Origin of the sequence: Neobacillus pocheonensis (assembly GCF_050477905.1) — a bacterium.
GTDB classification, from domain to species: Bacteria; Bacillota; Bacilli; order Bacillales; family Cytobacillaceae; genus Neobacillus; species Neobacillus pocheonensis_A.
Genome location: NZ_JBCNAD010000007.1, coordinates 307,756 through 324,679, shown reverse-complemented (window position 1 = coordinate 324,679; position 16,924 = coordinate 307,756). Strand labels below are relative to the sequence as shown.

At 35.5% G+C, this 16,924-nt stretch carries 18 protein-coding genes and 1 tRNA gene; 4 read left to right on the top strand and 15 right to left on the bottom strand.

Going from position 1 to position 16,924, the window contains the following annotated elements; all coding sequences use genetic code 11:
• Positions 1 to 92: 92 nt before the first annotated feature.
• From ABES02_RS04445 to ABES02_RS04395, 11 genes are all read right to left on the bottom strand, one after another.
• The gene (locus ABES02_RS04445) at positions 93 to 722 is read right to left on the bottom strand and encodes a recombinase family protein (RefSeq protein ID WP_430131291.1); all 630 of its coding nucleotides are present in this window, start codon (positions 720 to 722) and stop codon (positions 93 to 95) included.
• 331 nt (positions 723 to 1,053) lie between these two features.
• On the bottom strand, positions 1,054 to 5,409 hold the full coding sequence (locus ABES02_RS04440; protein ID WP_430131288.1) for an NACHT domain-containing protein: 4,356 nt from the start codon (positions 5,407 to 5,409) through the stop codon (positions 1,054 to 1,056).
• A gap of 176 nt (positions 5,410 to 5,585) precedes the next feature.
• On the bottom strand, positions 5,586 to 6,404 hold the full coding sequence (locus ABES02_RS04435) for an ATP-dependent DNA ligase (protein ID WP_430131285.1): 819 nt from the start codon (positions 6,402 to 6,404) through the stop codon (positions 5,586 to 5,588).
• A 248-nt stretch (positions 6,405 to 6,652) separates the two neighbouring features.
• A complete protein-coding gene (locus ABES02_RS04430) occupies positions 6,653 to 7,030 on the bottom strand; it encodes a hypothetical protein (RefSeq protein WP_430131282.1) in 378 nt (125 codons plus the stop codon).
• 31 nt (positions 7,031 to 7,061) lie between these two features.
• On the bottom strand, positions 7,062 to 7,283 hold the full coding sequence (locus tag ABES02_RS04425) for a hypothetical protein (RefSeq protein ID WP_430131279.1): 222 nt from the start codon (positions 7,281 to 7,283) through the stop codon (positions 7,062 to 7,064).
• Positions 7,284 to 7,449: 166 nt separating this feature from the next.
• Positions 7,450 to 7,863 (bottom strand): hypothetical protein, encoded by a 414-nt coding sequence (locus tag ABES02_RS04420; RefSeq protein WP_430131276.1) that lies wholly within the window; start codon positions 7,861 to 7,863, stop codon positions 7,450 to 7,452.
• A complete protein-coding gene (locus ABES02_RS04415) occupies positions 7,864 to 8,079 on the bottom strand; it encodes a hypothetical protein (RefSeq protein WP_430131273.1) in 216 nt (71 codons plus the stop codon). It abuts the gene before it with no gap.
• A gap of 54 nt (positions 8,080 to 8,133) precedes the next feature.
• Positions 8,134 to 9,714 (bottom strand): YfjI family protein, encoded by a 1,581-nt coding sequence (locus ABES02_RS04410; RefSeq protein WP_430131270.1) that lies wholly within the window; start codon positions 9,712 to 9,714, stop codon positions 8,134 to 8,136.
• Positions 9,711 to 10,328 carry a CHC2 zinc finger domain-containing protein gene (locus ABES02_RS04405; RefSeq protein WP_430131267.1) on the bottom strand — a complete coding sequence of 206 codons (618 nt, stop codon included), beginning with the start codon at positions 10,326 to 10,328 and terminating at the stop codon, positions 9,711 to 9,713. Before ABES02_RS04405 ends, ABES02_RS04410 begins: the two co-directional genes overlap by 4 nt.
• Before the next feature lie 66 nt (positions 10,329 to 10,394).
• Positions 10,395 to 10,619 (bottom strand): helix-turn-helix domain-containing protein, encoded by a 225-nt coding sequence (locus tag ABES02_RS04400; RefSeq protein WP_430131264.1) that lies wholly within the window; start codon positions 10,617 to 10,619, stop codon positions 10,395 to 10,397.
• Positions 10,606 to 10,830, bottom strand: coding sequence for a helix-turn-helix domain-containing protein (locus ABES02_RS04395; protein WP_430131262.1), 225 nt, complete (start codon positions 10,828 to 10,830; stop codon positions 10,606 to 10,608). The genes ABES02_RS04400 and ABES02_RS04395 overlap by 14 nt, the downstream gene beginning before the upstream one ends.
• Positions 10,831 to 10,949: 119 nt before the next feature.
• Between ABES02_RS04395 and ABES02_RS04390 the strand changes: the two genes are divergently transcribed.
• Genes ABES02_RS04390 through ABES02_RS04380 form a run of 3 tightly spaced genes read left to right on the top strand, consistent with a single transcriptional unit; the run spans position 10,950 to position 13,084 of the window.
• Complete coding sequence (locus tag ABES02_RS04390; RefSeq protein WP_430131260.1) at positions 10,950 to 11,900, top strand: hypothetical protein; 951 nt, start codon at positions 10,950 to 10,952, stop codon at positions 11,898 to 11,900.
• Between the two features lie 51 nt (positions 11,901 to 11,951).
• Positions 11,952 to 12,629, top strand: coding sequence for an Arm DNA-binding domain-containing protein (locus ABES02_RS04385; RefSeq protein ID WP_430131257.1), 678 nt, complete (start codon positions 11,952 to 11,954; stop codon positions 12,627 to 12,629).
• Positions 12,614 to 13,084: a site-specific integrase gene (locus ABES02_RS04380; protein ID WP_430131255.1), complete on the top strand. Its 471-nt coding sequence runs from the start codon at positions 12,614 to 12,616 to the stop codon at positions 13,082 to 13,084. The genes ABES02_RS04385 and ABES02_RS04380 overlap by 16 nt, the downstream gene beginning before the upstream one ends.
• Positions 13,085 to 13,206: 122 nt before the next feature.
• Here ABES02_RS04380 and ABES02_RS04375 read toward each other — a convergent pair.
• A tRNA-Sec gene (locus tag ABES02_RS04375) sits at positions 13,207 to 13,303 on the bottom strand.
• Positions 13,304 to 13,512: 209 nt separating this feature from the next.
• Here ABES02_RS04375 and ABES02_RS04370 point away from each other — a divergent pair.
• A complete protein-coding gene (locus tag ABES02_RS04370) occupies positions 13,513 to 13,938 on the top strand; it encodes a DUF2621 domain-containing protein (protein ID WP_289982172.1) in 426 nt (141 codons plus the stop codon).
• 87 nt (positions 13,939 to 14,025) lie between these two features.
• Here ABES02_RS04370 and ABES02_RS04365 read toward each other — a convergent pair whose 3' ends face one another.
• The 3 genes from ABES02_RS04365 to ABES02_RS04355 form a co-directional block, all read right to left on the bottom strand.
• Complete coding sequence (locus tag ABES02_RS04365; RefSeq protein ID WP_430131253.1) at positions 14,026 to 15,372, bottom strand: L,D-transpeptidase family protein; 1,347 nt, start codon at positions 15,370 to 15,372, stop codon at positions 14,026 to 14,028.
• 190 nt (positions 15,373 to 15,562) lie between these two features.
• Positions 15,563 to 16,036, bottom strand: coding sequence for a CcdC family protein (locus tag ABES02_RS04360; RefSeq protein WP_430131251.1), 474 nt, complete (start codon positions 16,034 to 16,036; stop codon positions 15,563 to 15,565).
• 79 nt (positions 16,037 to 16,115) lie between these two features.
• Positions 16,116 to 16,823, bottom strand: coding sequence for a cytochrome c biogenesis CcdA family protein (locus ABES02_RS04355; protein WP_430131249.1), 708 nt, complete (start codon positions 16,821 to 16,823; stop codon positions 16,116 to 16,118).
• Between the last annotated feature and the right edge of the window lie 101 nt (positions 16,824 to 16,924).

Here is a 16,924-nt window from a genome sequence, read left to right as displayed (position 1 = left end):
TAGAAACATTTCGCACAACTAATCTGCTCCGTTAGCTTAAGTACATTTTTTCACAAACTTTTTCTTGATTTAAATTAAAAAAGGCACTATTGCTAGTGCCTATTCGTTTCATATTCCTTCATGATTTTATAAAATGTATTTTTCTTTAAATCCATTTTATTCATAAATTCAACTGCCGTTATTTCGTTCTTTTTCCATGATTCATATTTAGTTTTTAAAATTGCTTTCTGTTTCTCGTTCAATGATTCTAGGCTTATTTTCGGTCTGCCTAGATGTTTGCCTTTTGCTTTGGCCGATTCAATTCCTTCTCGTTGCCTCCTATTAATATCCTCTCTTTCTTTTTCAGCAACGAACGAAAGAACCTGCAATACTAAATCAGAAACAAATGTCCCCAAAGTATCCTTATGTTGTGTTGTATCCAGCAATGGCATATCAATTACTCTAATGTCAGCCTTTATTTCGGAAGTAATGATTTCCCATTCTTTTTTAATCTCTTTAGAATTTCGGCCAAAACGGTCAATCGACTTTAAATAAAGTAAGTCACCTTCACGTAAGCACTGTTTTAGTGTTTTGTATTGAGGGCGATTAAAATTTTTCCCGCTTTCCTTATCTATAAATATGTCCCTTTCATTTATTCCTAATTCAAGCATTTCGTTAAGTTGACGATCAATATTTTGGTCTTTGCTGCTTACTCGAATATAACCGAATATTTTATTTTTCATGATGTAAGTATCTCCTTGATGCTATTCTGTAGATACTTACATCATAACAAAATAGTTTATAAAGGTATATAACATTTTACAAACGTTTATAAATATTTTTTAGACTTTTTGAAACTAAAAAATCATTAAAAAATTAAGTAGTGTAATAGTGTTTATAATGGTATACCTTTTCAAACAAATTTTAAAAAGGAAACATGAAAAATAAACCCCTTGGGGCCAAGGGGTACTATTTTTCGATTCCTCATATTAATGGCAAATGTTTTCAGAATTTTTGCCAATTGGAAAATTAATAACGTTGTTATTCGATGTACCTTTTTTTATACCTAATCATTCACTCATTTATCCAAGAATATAATATAATTTCTTGGAAATTATTTCTTACATCACCATACTGCTTAAGAAAATAATTTCTAAAAGACTCACTTTTATAAGAGATTTCTCTTTCACCCCACAAACCCCATATAAGTTTGTAATCTTTTTCATCAAGAAACTTGTCAAGTAAATCTTTTCTTATAAAAGTAAATTGTTGATGATTACGATATATTTCACCGAATTCTACCGTAACCGATGCTTTTGCCCCGTTCTTTTCAAATAAATCGAATGTCTGTGGTTGGTTAACTAAACCTAATGTACTTGTAATCTGTTTGGAGGGAATTACAACATTGCGACCAGGAATAACTTCGCTTCCATTCTCTTCCCAACTATTTTCCCTTACAGGCAAAAGGACTTTGTATTTCTCCATAGTTTGTTTCTCATTTTCAATCTTAACATCCCTTTTTTCAACAGAAATTTGATGTTTTACCAAGAATGATTCGAACTTACTAAAATCATTTGGATTGGAGAAAAAGGTTTGGAACCAATCTAATTCTCCTTCCTCAATTAACAAATCAATAACCTTGCTTACTTCATCCTGAGATAATTCTTTTCCATTTTTCATTAGAAAATCTTTTTCCAAATTAACACTTTCAAGATACCTTGAAGTAATGAATTCAAGATCAATTTCATCATTTTCTGGAAATGTTTCAGCCCAAGGAATTTCACCAGCATATACGTAATGGTCATCAGGGACTTCTGGGAGCCATTGACCACCTAAATCTTGATTTTTTAATAATTGGTAAACTCTATTATAATCTTTGGACTTAACAAGGATTCCTCTCGTAAAGAAAAAACAACTTCTTGTTTTTCTTTCATTTTCATCAGAGAAGTACCCATCTAATAAAACCCACGGACCTTTATCACCATTGATTTCATTAACAGTAAAATATTCATCAAAATTCGGTGAACATTCACAATACAACCATTCTTTTATAGGAAAATAATCAGATAAATAGTCATTGGTAACAAGTTTAAACTTGGTAACTTCTTTTGGAAAGCTTGGATCTATATCCGTGTCTGAGATTCTAAACGGGGACCATTCATCATCAAGAAGACCTAAGTCTTTTCGATAACCTGCCATTTCATAAAAAGCAATCCAAGAATATTTTTTACCATAACGATCTGTTTTCCGCCCATCATCTGATCTTCCATAAGAATAGTTTTTATTCTCTATTTCATCATCAATTTCTTTAAAGAGTTTTGATGAATATCCTAAATCATTGATTCTCCAATAAATGTGCGCTCGGACTTTTTTATAATCATCGTGTTCATAATCGTAATTAGAACGGTCTTTTACTAATCTTCCTATTGTGTAGTTACCAAAATCCATCCTAATAGGATTACTACCATAATCAGATAGTTCATCTTTTTCTATGTCTCCCCATGAATGATCACTGCTTTTTTGAAAGGGCGACTGTATATCATTTTTTTCCTCTTCGCTTAAAAGATTAGGGTTGTGAATTAAAGCAATATCAATCGTTCTTTTCGCGTAATCACGTGCTAATATGTGTGTTGTACTGTATTTAGCACCATCTTTAAACATCAGCTCGTAAAGAGTTTGAGCAATTATTGGTAAGGAGGTCTCTTTAAAACTGTTGTCCCTAAAATCGTATTGCCTAGCCATTGTTACACCATAAACAGCTGCCAGTAACCGCTCTGATACATATGGATCATTAATAGTAAAGGAATATTTTAGCAATCTAAATAATTCCTCCGGATAAACCCTACCAAAGTAGTAAAGGGCCCGCGTTGCCTTATCCCTTAATGGGCGAACAGTAACGGTTAGGACCCACATAACGTTTTCTGCAAGTATAGTAAGATAATCTATTTCATTATCCCCTTCTTGAACCTGTTTTGACTTTTTTTCAAGTGCATCAACCGTCTTTTCGATTTCTTTTTGGTGCCTTCGGATATGTTCGCTCCAACTAACATCCCGGTCAGGCATACTTAAATCCAATAGAAGTGTTGACCAAAATTGAATATTTAGCGGATGTCGGACTTGTCTAATCGTTTTTTCTGCATCCTTGAATAAAAGTATTTGATTTCTCTTATCTTTTAAAAAAAGTTCCTTTATGAATGTTAAGGCTTTTTCATTTACATATTCAGGGGACATTTCAAACCAGGAATGCACGGTTACATTTAACGTCTCCTTATTTTGATTATAATCCATTAAATATTTTCCACTAAAGACTGGTAAAAGAGCAGCTAAACACCGATTAATATCTTCATGTAAAGGGTGACGTGCGTTAAATTCTTCACCAAATAACAAAGATATAGTATATTGGTCATTAAAAAACTCAAGTAACGAATCCTTATTTCTTTGTAATAAATACGAGGCAATTAAATAACCACCTAATAAATCATAAGTAAAACTTATTACCTCTTCGTCTTGTTCTCTTTTCCAATCCCGGTAAATTAATAAATTTTCGTCCGTTAAGTGCTTTTCAAGTGAATTATTCCAATTACCAAGACGATCTCCATCAAGAATGTCAGTTGCAGTCTCTAAAGGTATAAACCTCGTATTATTATCCCATAGATATCTTCCCAACTCTTTAAGCCTTTTTAAGACGTCCTTACGTCTTGGATGAAGCCCTAATTTCTCAGAAATTAAGGTATCACATTGATTAAGGTAAGCGTCTAAGATATTAAACATTGATTGCTCATTGATATAGACCCTTGTTTCTGTATTTCTCTCTGGATTTTTCGTTTGACAAAATATTTGTAAGTAAAGAGGGTGTTGGAATTGTTCCAATGTTATAGATGAAGTATCTGCAATTATCTTGTAATAGTTGAAATATCTGTTGACTGCCTCCTCAATATCCTCCCCTGTAAAACCGGACATATATAATGCGTTTTCTGGTCTATCCCCCCAAATCGCCTTAATATAGGTGGTTCGGCATGTTCCAATTAAAGATATGTTGCTGAAATTAGATATTTCTTGTAGGAAACTAGGGAGCCCGTTTTTAATCACCTGAAGGTCACGGACCTCATTAAAACCATCAATAAAAATAGGGATTTTTGTTCTAAATACTTTACCAGTATTATCCAGTGTATGTAAAAAATCATTCCAACTATATGAAGCTGGAATATCCAAGATTCCTCGTAATTGTTCAGTTAATGAACGATGATCCGAAAGGTTTTTACCTGGTATAAAAATAATTGGTAATCCCTTTTCAATGGTTTGGCGACAAATATGAGCGGAAACATGAGTTTTACCAAAACCAGCATTTCCAAAAATAAATAGATTTTTCCAACTCCCTTTGTCCATTTCTTTAACAAGATTTTGAACATCGTACAAAAATTCTTCCAGGAATTCAATTGGCTCCCAGATAGTGTTTCTTACTTTACGTAATTCGTACGTTTGATGATCGTTCATTTCATCAGTAATAATAAGTTTTTTTTCATAAACCGTTTGTATAATATCTCTAAGGTTTCCTATTTGAGTAACCAACTCGTTATAATCGCTCATTACACCTTGAGAATTATCGGAAGAATAATTTGAATCATTCGGGAATTCTACTTCCAACTCCATAAAAGCAAATATTTTATTTATAAGTACGTTTGTATCTTGTATAGAAGCCAAGATTTCCTTTTTAATTCCTAAAGGAATATATTTCCTGTCAACCTTTTCTAAATTTAAAATAACAGATTTAAATTTAGAAAATTCATTAGTTAAAATATGATGCTGACTTCTTATGTATTGTTTGTACTCATCATTCATTAAAAATGAATTTAACCCCTGATCCACCTGTGTATGAGTATGTACCGCCGGATTGTATTTTCCTTTTACGGTTGTCAGCTGATTTAAAACTTGGTTCTTAAACCAATCAAATGTTAATTCAAGCTCACCAAAAAAGTAGTTTTTTCTTCCAGCAAATCGCGGGTCGGCTAGTTGATGATTAAAATAGCTATCCCCCCAAAAAATAAATTCAACCTCCATCCCTTCCGGAACCGTTCGGGATAAAGTGTGTTGAAACCAATCATTTTCACCAACCGTAAGATCTAGAGGAACACAGAGGAACCATTTTTTTAAATTTGGATGCATTTCGCACGATTTTTTCAATGAGCCAATAATACTACTTTTACGGCCATTGGTGAGGCGTCCCTCCACATAAAACTTTGCCTGCCATCCCCATTCTTCACCGGTTGGCAATGTTAAATAAAATTCAACTCCGTCTCCTCCACCACTATCGTCAACCGAAGTAAATCTACCTTTTTCTTCGAACTGAACTCGGGCAATTTGATAACACAGTTCCTCAAAGCTCCGCTTTTGATCAGTATCATAAGGTTTTAATTTGGACCAGTCTATCATTATGATCACCTATACATTTCGTTTTTGAATTATAAAGATAATTATAGCATTCAACATTTGTTTAAAATAATTGTATTTATTGATAAAATAAAATTTTATTTTTTTACATTAAACCTTCACATTCCCTTATATATAATTAAAGGATAAAACCATTACGATTTCATCCTTTTAACACATCACCATTTTACAAATGACGATATTCTAAGGAATCCAGCTTTGGTTAGGTTCCTATACTTTACACGACACTTGATCGGTTCGATAAAAACAAATTTTTCATTTTCTGATATGACTTGCTGCTGTTGGTATAAGTACTTCCGTTCACTCATTGACATAAATTCCATCATACCAGCTGGTTTGCCATCTAGGAAGCTCAGCAGCAAGCCAAATTGACTCTTTCTAAGCCCCGTTATAAGCACATCATCGTATTGGTAATTAATCACCTTGAGCCATGATTTGCTGCGTTTCCCAACCTCGTAGCGAGAGTCCTTACGCTTTAGCACTATTCCCTCCAGGCCCTGCTGCCGGACCAAATCAAAGTAGGCAGAACCATGACCTTCAATATATTTCACTTTTGCTACTAAACTTGTATCTTGAGTGATAATTTCACCTAGTAGTCGCTTCCTACCCATTAACGGGAGCCGGGAAACCGACTCACCTTTATATTGAATTACGTCAAAAACAACATAACATAAAGAACAATTTTCCAGCATGTTTCGCTTTGACTGGAACCTGGCCATCATTGCTTCAAAGTCTGGTTTCCCATCTTGATCAGCGACAATAATTTCTCCATCTAATACTGTACCATTCGGAATATCTATGGATAATAATTCCGGAAAGTTAGCATTTACCTCATTGTTGTGCCGGGTGTATAACTTTACCTTATTATCAAACTTTGAAAGTATTAACCTAATGCCATCCAGCTTTAATTCAGTAATATATGAATCATCATCCAATGGCTTATCAACCTTTTGTAATAACATAGGTGAAACAAACACATAAACCACCTCAGGTTAATTGTAAAGCAATAGTAGGATTCATTCATTGGTAATTGGTTGTAAATTATAGAAATTTTTCCCACAATGCCATCTACCATTTTCGATATAGGGGAAAATGTCCCTTATATCCTTTAGCATTTGCTTTCCACTAATGCCAAATCGTTGTCGCACAGCTTAAAAGATTAAAGGCGATAACCCCTTACAAGTTATCGCACTTTTTTAACTGTATTTATTTGAACGTATATGCCTTATAATTTCCAAATTTTCAAAACAGGTTCCTGCGTATTCGGAACCTTTCTCTTCTCTTCCAGATATTTATATGCCGCCTTTAGATTGTGATACCAAACATCGATCCCTGTTTCATCCTCATATCTCGGTTCATAGCCTTCGTTCATTGCAGCAACCTTAATATAAACATCCCGGTAATAATATGTCCTGTCAACAACACTTTCCTCACACAGCTGGCAATAGCGAATGCACGCTTGCAAATCTCCTTCTTCGATAGCAGGAGAAAGGCTTTCCATTTCTTCATTCCTTTTTACTCTTTCACGCCACTCTTGAACAGGATCTTTTGCCCTTGGCTTTATGTTCTGCTCAAGATGTTTTAGCCGTGATTTTAAACTCATTCCAAATCGGTCCTTTCACAGAATTTCTGTGTTATTCCTGGTTATCAAACATATTCTCAATCTTGTTCATTCTTTCCGCTAAATCGCCTAATTCCATTGATTTTAAAGCTGTATTCGATAATGTTGCTATGGTTTTTGCTTTATCTATTGTCATTTCTCCATCTTTCAGTAAAATATTAATCACCTTTGCTAACATCCTTCTAATGTCTTGAGGCTTGTTAATCCTAATGTCATTAGTAAAATGTTTATTCATATTTTGGCTCCTTTTCTTGTAACCTAGAAAAATCCCATTACATCATGGCACTGCTGAATTTTTAGTTTACAAAATGTGATAAAAAACCCCGTTTATGATACCCATTTTCGACCATCATTTGCGATAAAAACAAGCTTTAATTAAACAGCATATATAGTAAATTCTTTCAATTTCCAGAACTACGCTTCCGCTCAATATACCCAAAATACTCCTTTGCTTTTAATATCACATACTCAAATTCGCCTGCAGCAATCATCCTATACTCAACAGGTACTTTCTTCCCTTGAATATGTGTTTCTCTCCAAGTCTCCCACTGAGTGCCGATCCGCTCAATATAAACTGAACTATTTTTTCCTAATGTCTGGGTATACAAACTCCCGGAAAGGGCAACGATAAACCCCGCTTTTTTCGCTATTAAATCTTGATTTAATTGCTTTAGAAGAATTGCTTTATGACTTTTGATTTCTTCCACAAGGGAAGGGGCCAACAGCTTAATGTTTATTACTCGAATATTTTCCCCTTCTGCCAATAGTTGCCCTCCGACTTTTTCTACTAAACTGATTAAATGAGAAACATTCATTTATATCAGCTCACTTTCATCTTCTAAATAAGCTTTACTTCCATCGAAATGTTCCCCCATTTCCCCCATTTGCTGCTGATCTCTGTAGCTTTCTGTTTTGTTAAGTTCCCCATTTTGTTCCCACTTGTCCCCAGTTCCCTCAATTGTTCCAGGCCTTTCATCCAGTGGGGAATTATCAGGTACCATGGGGACTGATGGGATTTTATGTGCCCCCATACTAAATTCTTCAGATTCTATATTTGGGGCTATATTGGGGGAAGTGGGGGACACTTATAAGTTATCTTTAAATACAAACGGGTTTATCTTATAAAATATTTTCTTCCCGTCCCGCTCTTCTCTGATGTATCCATATTGCTCCAATTCGTTAAGTACACTTTTTAAGAAAAGGCTTTTTTTAAATCGTCTTTTTGTCCATTGTTGAATGTCTCTATAAGCCAATGTTATTTCTTCAGTTCGCTTTTTGTCATACTGTTCTTTGGCTTTCCTTACAATCATCGATATAAGATATTTCAAGTCTTCCTGCTCTTCATTTGCTCTCATACAGCCATGAGCGGCCATTGCATGATTAATGAAATACTCTTTTAAGGTCAATACAGAAAGTATGGTCTCTTCTTCAATCTTTGTCGGAATCTCCGAGCTCGTGGTAATATGTTTTGCTATATGGAGTAAACCTGCAATCCTCGCTAATTGTCCAACGATTTTCCCACCCCACTCCAGGATTTCTGACAAGTCGCCACCATCTCGTAGTCGTTCTTCTATATTTTTTTGTAGATATTGCATGTAAGAATCCGCCTCTGCCGTCAAAGTAAGCCTATGTGTTCCACCAGTTTCAAGCAGGAGTAGCCGTTTTATATATGTCATATATTCTCTTTTGATATTTTGAGGAATATCATTAGGCCTGATTTTGCGATATCCTCTAAAGTCTTTTGGTAATGAATATAAGAAGCGGGCCATTAATCCCCTACCACGAAAGGCTTTTGGCAAATCTTGCAATATATCTGGTTGAGCAAATATGCCAATTGTTAAAAGGGGATTCTCTAAAATCATGGGTAATCCATTTTTCCTGTCAGTTCGTGAATAATCTCCGCTATGCCCTTTTAAAAAAATATCCATATTTAGCTCTTTTGAGTATCGGCCACGGATGATTTCAAAAATTCCTCCTTCTGCCGAAAGAATGCCTATCTTTTCACCATTTTCTTCAAGTACTTTTTGAAGGCTTTCTGGCGTTATATCGTCAATGATGAATGTAGGCGGAGTAATTTCTGGCAGCAACTCCAGCTCTTCATTAATTTTTTTTATTTCCTCCGTATACTTTTGATCCGGCTTTTTAGCATTGATGATTATCAGCTGGTCCATCCTTTTTTCTAAAGTCTTAATATGTGACTTCCGGTTTCTTATTTCTAGTTTTAAGCGTTCTCGTTCTTCTTTTTCGAATTGTAATATTGGTCGTGTCATTAATTCAAAAACGGAAGACTTTCTGTTTGCAGAACCCATAAGTGTTAAGGTATATGTGTTAAGTGGCTCGATCCATGAACCGTAAACATTTATTTCGAACTTTTTAGCTGCAACGATGGAAAGAATTGAAATGGCAGCAATGCTTGCCATATCTTTTGGAGTTTGAGTGGTTTCTGTTACTGCCTCGACATATGCTTTTAACCAAGGCGGGAATATATTTGTAGGAAAGGGAGGTAATGTGTAGTCATCACATGAAACAGGACACTCCCATTCATCACTCGCAGGATGTTCCGATACTCCTTGCTGTGTTAAACCAGATATGTCTAAATCTTTAACGCCTTGCCTTTTCTCTTTTGGAATATGCCGTGTCACAATGCTGGCAACATTTTGAGTCATGCTCCTTTACCTTCTTTCATGTTTTGCAAGAAGGAGCTTACTTCTTGCAGTGCTTGAATCTGACATTCTATGTCCTGGTTTTCAACTAGACATTCAAACCAATAATCTATTTGATTTACAACATGATACAGTTCACCTACTAGGTCTAAATCTTCGACCGATCTAATGGATGCCAGTATAGTTCTCACCGACTGCTCCAATTCTCTTAAAGCATCTATTGCTTCAATTACTTTCTTGTTTTTCACTTTTTTTAGTGCGGCTAATCGTTCACGGCTAGCTCTTTTTTTCCACAATTCTTTTGCACGTTTACTATCAGGCTTTTCTAAGCCATAATCATCAATTAATATTTTAATAGCTTCTTTTGTACTCAGATTACGAGATAGTTTTACAATATCGACTACATCCCCCGATTTACCGTCATTACATCCGCTCCAACATCTAAAAGTATTTGTGTCTGTATAAACAGTAAAACTTGGGTTCCTGTCATTATGGAACGGGCAGCGGATGTTAAAACGGCTTCTGCTAGTTTTTGCATTAGCAAATGACGCGGCTGAATATCGGTCTAAAACATCTATAATAGTAATATTTTCTTTAATTAGGTCTATTGATGACATAACAACCACCCTTAGCTAATCTTTTTTCATAATTGATTAGTGTCAACCCCCAAGGACAACATAACATTAGCCATCATTTTTATAACTTCTATCCCCTTCATTAACGATATCGATTCCATACCATTTAAAAAAAGCATCCCTTGGGATAAGTATTCTTCTTCCCACACGTAAGGATGGAAATCCTTTTTGTTTAGTTAACTCATAAGTCGAAGCTTTTGATAATCTTAGAATCTTTTGCAAATCTTCTACTCGTAAGGTTAGTGGATAGTCCATCGGATTAAATTGACTCATTTTTAGTTCCCCTTTTCAAATTACCGTTAGCGTCAAACAACAATTCCTCTAGGACCCCGAGCTCCTTTGCAATTTGCTTTCTTAGTTTAGGCCAAGCTCTTCTGTGTTCACGCTCTACCATTGTGATATTGGTGGGATGAATCCCAAGTTTCAGCCCTAGCTGAGTTTGCGTCAATCCTTTTTGCCTCCGAAAAAATTCTAAATTATTCATATAATCTCCCACTTTCAATTAATATTGCTAAAGCTATAGCCTTATAGTATATTAATTAGTAAGAGCCATAAATACTTTTACCTCTTACTAAACCTCTTACTTTTAAAGGAGTTTTAAAATTGAAAAAAGTTAAACCTGCCATATCCATAGAAAATGAAGACTTAAAGAAAAAAATAATCCACCCCCCTGAAAAAGAAGATGAATTATTTGTTACAAGGCTACCTGTCTACTCACCATACGAATTTACTGAATGTAAGGGAGAGCTTTTAATAGCTGCAAGTGCCTATATTAAAATTGAAGAGGATATCACTGATAACACAATTAGTGAATTAAAAAATAAATTGGGCCAACCCTCATTTATCAACCCCTTTGTAGAAGAATATCTTCTAGAGGATTTAGCAAACATAAATCTCACAGATGATCAATCCATACTAGCTTTTTGTAATAAATACGGCTTATACGGACAAAACATAACAAAAACTGAATTCTCCCCTTTATTGTCAGATCCATTAAAGTTGGAGGTTAAAGAAAAAGTACTAGTAAATATTTCAGAAAACTACGAATACTTTTTCCAGAATACTGCCTTAATTCAACTTGCGATTAAAGTCATTAATTATGAAATTCCCTTCCTTGAAAAACAATATAAGGAAGGAAAGAACCCAAGCACACTTGAAGAATTAAAAACTCTTAAGAAGACTGTAATTACGATAGTTAACAGGGGATTAAGGTTAGTCTCTCCCTCTATAAACTTAGGGGATAATGAAGAAGCTTTACCATCCTACACATCTCATTGCCTACTAGGTGCAGCTTATTATCATCTTTATGAAGCTATTACACAAGGAAAGAAGTTCAGGGAGTGCTTATTCTGTAGATCATTATTTGTACCTAGGTCACCAATTGGTAAGTACTGCCCCCCAACACAACTTGATAAGCATAGTTCATGTGAAAACAGTTACAATCAAATGAAATCCCGAGCAAGAAAATCAGTAAGGGAAAAGGGAAAATCCATAGAAGATGTCGCAAAAAGAATTAATAGACCTATCGAAGAGGTAAGGGGGTGGTTTAATTGATTTAAGTTATATTTGTACTAAGGCGAACTAAACATAAGGGGGAAGCTAAGAATGAGAGGTTCAATTAAAAAGGATGGGAATTCCTGGTTTGTAGTTTTTGACCTAGGTAAAGATCCCATTACTCGTAAAAGAAAGCAAAAAAGAAAAAGAGGATTTAAAACAAAAAAGGAAGCTGAAAAATATATTAGTGAACAGTTACACGCCCTGGATAAGGGGACATATTTTGAACCAAGTGATATTACTTTAAGCGAATACCTTGATTATTGGCTCGAAAACTACGCAAAGCTAAATACTGCTGTTAGAACTTTTGAGGGATATAGCTATATTATTACACAGCATATAAAACCTTCGTTAGGTAAAATAAAACTGTCAAAGCTGCAGCCATCTCATCTACAAGAATATTATTCGCAAAAACTAAATAACGGAAAATTAGATGGAGGGGGGCTATCGCCGCAATCAGTAAAACATCAACATAGGCTAATTTCTAAAGCACTAAAAGATGCTGTTAAGTGGCAATTTATAATAAGAAATGTAGCAGAAGCGGTTTCACCACCTAAAACAAAAAAGCCTGAGTTAGCAACATGGGATAATGAGCAGGTTAAAACCTTTTTGGAGATATCTAAAGAATCTTCCTATTATTCAATATATCTGACAGCCATTAAAACAGGAATGCGTCGGGGAGAGATCTTAGGTTTACGATGGCAAGATGCTATTTGGATAATAATATAATTTATGTTAGACAATCTTTACAAGAAGTAAAAAAGGTAGGATTAACATTTAAGGAACCAAAATCCGGTAAAAGCAGATCAATTACTATTACCCCTTCCCTTGTTAAGGAATTAAAGAAAATTTATAAGCAGCAATTAGAAAACAAGCTGTCATTTGGTCAAGAATATCATGATTTAGATTTAGTTTTCTCCCAAATAAATGGTAAACCAATTCAACCAACCGAAATGGCAAGGAATTATCGAAAGATGGTTGATAAGAGTGGTTTACCTTATATAAGGTTCCATGATTTGAGGCATACCCATGCAACCTTATTATTACAACAAGGAGTGCATCCAAAAGTAGTTTCCGAAAGATTGGGACATTCAACTATTGGAATAACAATGGACACGTATACTCATGTCTTACCGAACATGCAAAAAGAAGCTGCACATCTACTAGAGCAACTGATAAAATAGATTTCTTAAATAAATGGTTGTGACCAAGTTGTGACCAAAAGGCAGTTTTATACTTTTTTTAATCATAAAAATTCCCTCATTAACTTCATAAAAACTCTTCTAAAACCCTTATATATCAAGGATGGCGGGACTGCGTGGGAATCGAACCCACCAGACCTGGCACGCAGGTCTCAAGCAGTTTTGAAGACTGTGGAGGACACCAGTACCCCATTCAGCCCCATATCATAATCTACTATTTGTTATCATAATACCTTGGATTATAGTATATTTCAATAGAACCGCCATTTTTGTCACTTTTTCGACAACCATTTTCGACATTCACTTATTGCTTACCAATTTAATTACAACGTTCTAAAAGGAGTTAACTTGGCATTATTGTTAAAAACATACTATAATAAGTTGAAAAATAGTTTTTGTAGGTGAATAATATGCTTCATGGTTGGTTTTTATGGTTTATCCTTTTCTGGGTCGTTTTCCTTGTCGGTTCCTTTGCAATCGGCGGATATTTTATGTTTCGAAAATTTTTGAAGAAGATGCCAAAAGAAGATGGCAAATCCGTCATGGATTGGGAAGAGCATTATGTAAATGAAACTCGTCATTTGTGGAGTGGTGAGGAGAAATCCCTGCTTGAAGATTTAGTCAGTCCGGTTCCCGAACTTTTCCGCGATGTGGCGAGGCATAAGATTGCCGGTAAAATTGGTGAGCTGGCTTTAAAAGAAAATGCTGCTAAAATTACCGAAGAACTGGTCATCAGAGGCTATATATTGGCAACACCCAAACGAGATCATAAATTTTTACGTAAAAAACTGTTTGAAAATAGAATCGATGTTGCTCCATATGACCACTTATTCTAAACCGTTCCATTCCGGAGCGGTTTTTGTTTTGATCATAAAAAAAGGCCCTGAAAGTTAGCAATCAGAGCACCTTTTTCTATTCAGCTTTCATTGAATTCCAGCCACATCCGGACTAATTTTGAGATAATACCATGAATCTTCATATCTTAACCAGCCGGATTTCAAACCATCAAGATTTCCAAAATAATAGCTATTTCCTAAAAAGGTTACCCACCCGTTCCATAGGGGTTCCGTATTTTCATAGAATTTTAACTGGCTCATGACGGGTGTTGGGACAATATTCTTCGCACCATTAGCGTCTTGATAATACCATTTGCCATTAAAATTAAACCATCCTGTATCCAATGTTCCGCTCTGGTTGAGATAATACCACTTGCCTTCGACTTCCACCCAGCCAGATTTCAAGATTCCGTCATGATCAAAATAATAGCTTTTTTCACCTAACGACAGCCAGCCAGTTTTTATCTCTCCAGTATTGGGATCAAGATAATACCTTTTGCCATTCTCATCAAACCAACCTGTTTTCATTACTCCTGTTTGATCAAAGTAATATCTTTTGCCGTTTTCATCTACCCAGCCAGTTATTCTGACCCCTTTTTCATCCAGATAGTAAGTCATTCTTCCATCGGTCAACCGCCCTGTTTTCATGACTCCATTGTTATCAAAAAAATACCATTTGCCGCTTTCTTCTACCCAGCCAGTCATCCTGACCCCTTTTCCATCCAGATAATAAGTCTTGCCGCTAAGAGTCAACCAACCTGTCTTCATGACGCCATTATTATCAAAAAAATACGATTTGCCGTTAATGGACTGCCAGCCGGTTTTTGCCGTCCCATTTGTATAGTAATAGATTTTTCCGCCCGTCACTACCCAGCCATTAACCGGTGCAGGATTCTCATTTTCTATTCCACCAGAAGCTGGAACGCTCACCCCATAGCCATTAGCTTGTGCAATAGAGTCAAAGCTGCTATTCGAATAGGTGATGACCACGGTCGTAAACATTTGGACCTGACTGAACAGCCAGCGCACTTCTTCATTATGCATCCGGACACAACCATGACTAACATATTTGCCTATCGAATTCTCATTATTGTTGCCATGAATCCCATAGGTTGTGCCGTATGTACCTCTCGCTTCCAGGCCCATCCAACGATTTCCTAAAGGATTCCTGGGATCCCCTCCCGCTATATGTTCCTTATAATAGGGCCGATTGACAATCTTGTTAACAATCCTAAATTTCCCTTCGGGTGTCAAATCTCTTGTTTTTCCAGTTGCCACTTTAAATGTTTTGACCAAATGACCGCCATCATAAAAGGCAAGCGTATTGGTCCTTTTGTTAATGATAATGAACTGAGAACTACCGCTTGCTTCAATTTGGGTTGCGGGTAACAAAAGGCCTAATAACAGAACAAAAATAACCGATAATTTTCTCATTCGTATCTCCCCATTCACGCTGTCATCTGTAAAACACATGAGATATCGGAGGATTCTGTTAAACTAAAACTCGAAAAGGAAATAACGGTATACAAAAAAAATTAGTTTAATAATTTTTATTAAACGATGAGAACTTATATTCATTCCAACAAACGTTTCAGGAAAATAAAAAACACTGACTCTAAAAGAATCAGTGTTTACCATGTAATTGCTTAAATAGTTTTTTGTAATCCCTATACATGCCAATACGCCAAGGGACGATCATACTAAAGGCTAGCAAGAAGAACATGCCGCTAAGCTGACCTATATCAATGGTACTGCTCAAAATGGTTTTTAACACAAGTCGCAGCACTAAAAGTCCAATCAAGATAAATATAAAGGCCTTTGATCGCTTTAAATAAATATCATTATCACGAATTTCGAATTTAGAAGTTTTAATCAACAAAATTGAAAAAAGCATTCCAACAATGACGGCCTCTAAAATTTCCATTGGCGTTAATCGAAATTGCGGGACTAGATACATAAACGCTCCGCTCGACATGAAAATGGGCGGTAAAATTATTTTTTTTGCATTTGTAGGTTTTTTTGCTGCTTTCATACGAATGAACAGGACAAAAAAGCCCATAAAAACTGCTCCAACTGAAGAAACAACAACGTAGTTCATTGGATTCTCTTCCTTATCTAAGAATTTACTTTCATATTATACATCAGAATTTAAAAATTGAACAAAATTTTATATGAAATTAGAATCCAGTAAAGCCACCAAACAAACCGGAGAAAAGAGTGATGATTTTTGTCATCCAGTCAAAGAAAAGGACAATCCCCATCACAATCATGATGTAGCCGCCAATTTTCATAATCTTGCCGCTGTTCTTTTTAATCCATTTCATCCGACCGACAAAGAAAGATAGGATTAGAAAGGGAATCGCGAAGCCAAGAGAATAGGCGATCATGTATAAAACTCCTGAACCCGGATTCGTTGCTGCAAGTGAGATTACAATAGAGAGAATAGGTCCCGTACAAGGTGTCCAACCGGCGGCAAAGGCCATCCCGATTAAAGTGGATCCAAAGTAACCCGCAGGACGATTTTTAAACTCAAAGCGGTGATCCTTCATCATAAAATTTGGTTTAAAGACACCAACAATAATGAGTCCAAAGAAAACAATAAATATTCCGCCTAGTTGGCGAATGAGATCTTTATACGATAAGAAAAAGCTGCCAAGAAAGGATGTTCCAAACCCGATTGCGATAAATATAATCGAAAAACCCAATAAGAAAAATAGCGTATGTAGAAGACTTCGCTTTTGTAGTAAAGCATTTTCACTTTGTATTTCCCCTACCGACATACCAGTGATGTACGATAAAAATGCGGGATAAAGCGGTAAACAGCATGGTGAAATAAAACTCAAAAATCCCGCGCCTAATGCTAAAAATATATTTACGTCTGACATATTAACACTCCCACTATAGTCGATACCCTTTCATTCTAACAAAACTTTTGCTTAAAAGATAATGATTATCATGAATATTTTGTGACTCTAATTGAATTCTG

Bases quoted from the DNA above. Each gene is read 5' to 3' on its own strand.
- ABES02_RS04445 (WP_430131291.1), bottom strand. From the start codon at position 722: ATGAAAAATAAAATATTCGGTTATATTCGAGTAAGCAGCAAAGACCAA.
- ABES02_RS04440 (WP_430131288.1), bottom strand. From the start codon at position 5,409: ATGATAGACTGGTCCAAATTAAAACCTTATGATACTGATCAAAAGCGG.
- ABES02_RS04430 (WP_430131282.1), bottom strand. From the start codon at position 7,030: ATGAGTTTAAAATCACGGCTAAAACATCTTGAGCAGAACATAAAGCCA.
- ABES02_RS04425 (WP_430131279.1), bottom strand. From the start codon at position 7,283: ATGAATAAACATTTTACTAATGACATTAGGATTAACAAGCCTCAAGAC.
- ABES02_RS04420 (WP_430131276.1), bottom strand. From the start codon at position 7,863: ATGAATGTTTCTCATTTAATCAGTTTAGTAGAAAAAGTCGGAGGGCAA.
- ABES02_RS04415 (WP_430131273.1), bottom strand. From the start codon at position 8,079: ATGGGGGCACATAAAATCCCATCAGTCCCCATGGTACCTGATAATTCC.
- ABES02_RS04410 (WP_430131270.1), bottom strand. From the start codon at position 9,714: ATGACTCAAAATGTTGCCAGCATTGTGACACGGCATATTCCAAAAGAG.
- ABES02_RS04405 (WP_430131267.1), bottom strand. From the start codon at position 10,328: ATGTCATCAATAGACCTAATTAAAGAAAATATTACTATTATAGATGTT.
- ABES02_RS04400 (WP_430131264.1), bottom strand. From the start codon at position 10,619: ATGAGTCAATTTAATCCGATGGACTATCCACTAACCTTACGAGTAGAA.
- ABES02_RS04395 (WP_430131262.1), bottom strand. From the start codon at position 10,830: ATGAATAATTTAGAATTTTTTCGGAGGCAAAAAGGATTGACGCAAACT.
- ABES02_RS04385 (WP_430131257.1), top strand. From the start codon at position 11,952: ATGAGAGGTTCAATTAAAAAGGATGGGAATTCCTGGTTTGTAGTTTTT.
- ABES02_RS04370 (WP_289982172.1), top strand. From the start codon at position 13,513: ATGCTTCATGGTTGGTTTTTATGGTTTATCCTTTTCTGGGTCGTTTTC.
- ABES02_RS04365 (WP_430131253.1), bottom strand. From the start codon at position 15,372: ATGAGAAAATTATCGGTTATTTTTGTTCTGTTATTAGGCCTTTTGTTA.
- ABES02_RS04360 (WP_430131251.1), bottom strand. From the start codon at position 16,036: ATGAACTACGTTGTTGTTTCTTCAGTTGGAGCAGTTTTTATGGGCTTT.
- ABES02_RS04355 (WP_430131249.1), bottom strand. From the start codon at position 16,823: ATGTCAGACGTAAATATATTTTTAGCATTAGGCGCGGGATTTTTGAGT.